The organism is Bifidobacterium sp. POST2/T3 (B1) (assembly GCF_058197115.1).
Window position 1 is genome coordinate 1 of the sequence record NZ_JBVPQK010000268.1, and the last position, 3,646, is coordinate 3,646.

3 protein-coding genes are annotated in these 3,646 nt (G+C 62.2%); 1 reads left to right on the forward strand and 2 read right to left on the reverse strand.

Annotated elements, in window-relative coordinates:
• A partial coding sequence (locus tag AC0AP0_RS10260; protein ID WP_490430386.1) for a DNA recombination protein RmuC occupies nt 1-1,040 on the reverse strand: 1,040 nt, incomplete at its 3' end.
• Between the two features lie 176 nt (nt 1,041-1,216).
• Here AC0AP0_RS10260 and AC0AP0_RS10265 point away from each other — a divergent pair.
• Nucleotides 1,217-3,292: a P-type ATPase actuator domain-containing protein gene (locus AC0AP0_RS10265; RefSeq protein WP_490430387.1), complete on the forward strand. Its 2,076-nt coding sequence runs from the start codon at nt 1,217-1,219 to the stop codon at nt 3,290-3,292.
• A gap of 75 nt (nt 3,293-3,367) precedes the next feature.
• Here AC0AP0_RS10265 and AC0AP0_RS10270 read toward each other — a convergent pair.
• On the reverse strand, nt 3,368-3,646 hold a 279-nt coding region (locus tag AC0AP0_RS10270), incomplete at its 5' end, for a hypothetical protein (protein WP_490430388.1).

Genomic DNA, 3,646 nt, shown 5'->3' on the forward strand with positions numbered 1-3,646 from the left:
GACTTGAGCACAGCCCAGAGGGTCACCGGCGAAGTCAGAGCCACCTTTTGGGCAAAGGCATCATCCATCAGGGTGGGATCGACCTCCAGAGCGGCCTGCAGAAGGGAATCGTTGGGGATGAAGGCCACCACGAAGTCCGGGGCCGTTTCGAAGGCGTTCCAGTACTCCTTGTCGGCCAGGGCCTTGACGTGCTCGCGCAGTGCCCGGGCATGCGCCTTGAGCAGCTCGTCCCGGCGGCGCAGCTCGTCATCCGAAGCGGTGTCGGGTATCTCGCAGGCCCTCTGGTAGTCGGAATAGGGTGCCTTGGCATCAATGGGAATGGTCTTGCCGCCGGGCAGGTGGACCACCATATCGGGGCGCAGAACGCGACCATCCGAGGCCGTGACCACAACCTGAGTGTCGAAGTCCACATGCTCCAAGAGCCCTGCCGACTCGACGATATTCCTGAGCTGAGCCTCTCCCCAGGCGCCGCGCACCTTGTTGTTGCGCAGGGCCGAAGCCAGAGAGCTGGTCTCCTTGTCCAGCCGCCCCTGCTGCTCACCCAAACTCTTCAGCTGCTGCCCTAAGGACCCCATCTCCTGCTTGCGACCCTCCTCGATTTGGGCCACCTTATGCTGGAGGGCATCCAAATTCTTCTGCACGGGAGCCAAGGCCGAGAGCACCTTGCTCTCCTCCTCCATGCTCTGAGCCTGCCTGCGCCGCTTCTCCTCCTCCTGAGCCTGTGTACGGCGGCGCTCCTGCTCGATTCTGATTTGCTCGGCCTGCTGGGCCTGGGCCAGCTGAGACTTGACAAAGGAGAGCTCGCGGTTCAGGCCGTCCACCTTGGTCCGTGCCTCCACCAGAGCTGCCTCGGATCCGTGAAGCCTGTCCTGAGCCTGGTCCAGCTGCGAACGCAGCTCATCCACCTGGCCGTCAGACCCCGTGCCAACGGCCCTTCGACCCTGGGCCCGACCCAGCGCATATCCGGCCAATCCTCCCAGGACCATACCGATCAGCAGGAGAAGCACAACCATGACTACCGATGACGTAGAATCGAACATATGTTCTAGTAAACCTCCACGACTGGACCCGAAAGTCAGATCGGCACGGCAGGCTGTCGACGATAATTCGAGAATTCGTTTTTTCCGCAAGGAATCGGCCTTAAGACCAGTGCCGAACCGCAATGACGGGCAGAATAGTAAATATTGAGGGGTTGGAGCAAGACCGAAGGAGATCCGTGGGTATCGATATCTTCCTGGCGATAGCCGATCTGGTCGTGGCCTGTGCGGTCACCTGGCTGATCATCTGGTACTTCCTTATGCCGTCGGCTCATGTCAGCGACCAAGATGCAGGCGCAGACTCCCCGGCCAACCACCCTTGGCGCGATCCCGAGGATTGGGGCAAATGGGGGGCCGATCTGGACTCTCGCAGCCACCGTCTGCTCAGGCCTACCATCATTAGCGCCCTTCTGACCGCGCCCGTCCTGGTTCTGGATCTGTTCGATCGTTTCGGCCCCGATCTGATTCCCTCCTGGCTGACCAGCCCCTGGGTCCAAGCCATTCTGATAACCCCAGTCATCTTCTATTGCGGCCGTGGAATACTCATGGACGGGTGGAAGTCCATGACCGAGCACCGCTGCAGCCCCGATCTTTTGGCCATGCTGGCCACAAGCCTGGCCTACCTGTACAGCCTGGCCACCTGCCTGGCCGGGTCCCTGTTGCCGGAGGGCTCCCGATCCCCATACTTCGATCTGATCGGCGTAGTCATCACCCTCCTATTGCTGGCCCGGGTCATCGGCACCAGAATGGAAGCCTCCCTTGTGGCCTCTTTGAACCATCTAACAGAAATCCGACCAGCCTCAGGCCTGGTGGCTGATCCCGAGCATCCGCAGACAGTCCCCGCCCAGATTCTTGCACGTGACCGGATTCGCCCAGGCGATTTGCTTCTGGTGCGCACAGGAGAGCGCCCAGCCGCCGACGGGGTTGTGGAGTCAGGGTCGGCCCTAGTGGACGACAGCGAGCTGACCGGCGGCGACCGACCCCGGCCTTGCGGACCCGGCGACCGGATCCTGGCCTCCAGCAAGATTCTGGAAGGTCGACTGTCCATCCGCGTGGATGCCGCCGGCGACAACACCTATGCAGCCAGACTCGTGAAGATCATCCCTCAGGCCCTGGTCGAACGCTCCCCCGCCATGCGAAGAATGGATCGGATCGTCAACACAGCCATCGCCCTGATCATGATTCTGGCTGTCTGGACCTTCATGCTCTGGCTCATGCTGGGACCGCAACCCCACCTGGCCCACGCTGTAGGCAATGCGGTCTGCGTACTGACCATCGCCTGTCCCGCTGTCGCAGCCATGACCATCCCCATGGCCTTCCGAACCAGCTTGGAGACTGGCCTGGCCCACGGTCTGCTCTTCACTTCACCAAGAGCCATGAACCACCTGGGCCGGGTGCGCACGCTGATTCTGGACGACTCCTCTCTGGTGGATCCCGACGACTCGGAGAGCCAGGGTGTCCACGCGGAATCCCTGACCCGGGCCGCCACCCATCTACGCTCCCTGCGAGTGAGTAGCCTGATCCTGGATGGAAGCCGCCAGCCGGATGACAGGATTGAGCGGGCAGCCCGTCAGGCGGGCGTGGATATGCTGATCACCCGACTGACCCCCGAACGCAAGCGCGAGTGTATGGATCGTCTCAACCACGACCTGACCCGGACCAGCAGAGGCGTTCCAGCGGATCGGACTGGTCAAGACACCGCATCCGCCGGCGAGCAGGGCCGAACCAGCCTGGTGGCTCTGGCAGCTGGGACCACAGCGGATCCCAAGCTGGCGGCCAGGGCTCAGGTGGGCATCACGTTGGGTCCAAAACTTCAGGCTGACACAGACGATGCAACGGACGACATTGACCTGCCGCACCCGGATCTGATCCTGCACCAAGGCGACCTGGACGGGACAGGCAGGGCCATTGAACTGAGCCGGGCCACCACCCAGGTCATCAGGCAGAACCTAACCTGGTCCACTGTCTACAACGTCATCGCCCTGGCCATTGCCACCGGAATCTGCCAACCCTTCTTGGGCTGGATGCTCAACCCCATGATTGCAGCGGTAACAGGGGCCCTGTCCACCATCCTTGCCATGCTCAATGTTCGTCGCCTGCATCGGCTCCGGCACCTGCGCCGTCGCTGGTTGCACCTCGCCCTGATCGACACAGACCAGCTACCGACTGTAGCGGCACGGCGTCCCCAGGTCATCGTCGACAGCCAGTGGGAGTCCATGCAAGAGGGCAAGGATCCGGCGGCCGCTATGGACTGAATCCACAGAGCACAACTTGTGGCACAAAAAGGGTTGGTACCCGGGATTACCCCGGGTACCAACCCTTAATTGATCTCAGTGAGACTGGACCTGACCCTGATCGTCGCCACGAGCGGCATGACGGCCACGACCACCGTCGCGTCCGTCATCGCCAGCATCAGCATCGGCATCGCCATCAGCTGTCACGTCGTTGACCGTGACCGAATCATCGACCAGATTCTCAGTGGGCCAAGCGGTCAGCTCCAGGTGGTCGCCGCCGGTCTGATCCACCAGGACAGTGTCGCCGTCGTGAACCTTGCCAGCCAGCAGCATCCTGGCCAGCTGATCGCCCACCTCGGTCTGGACCAGCCGACG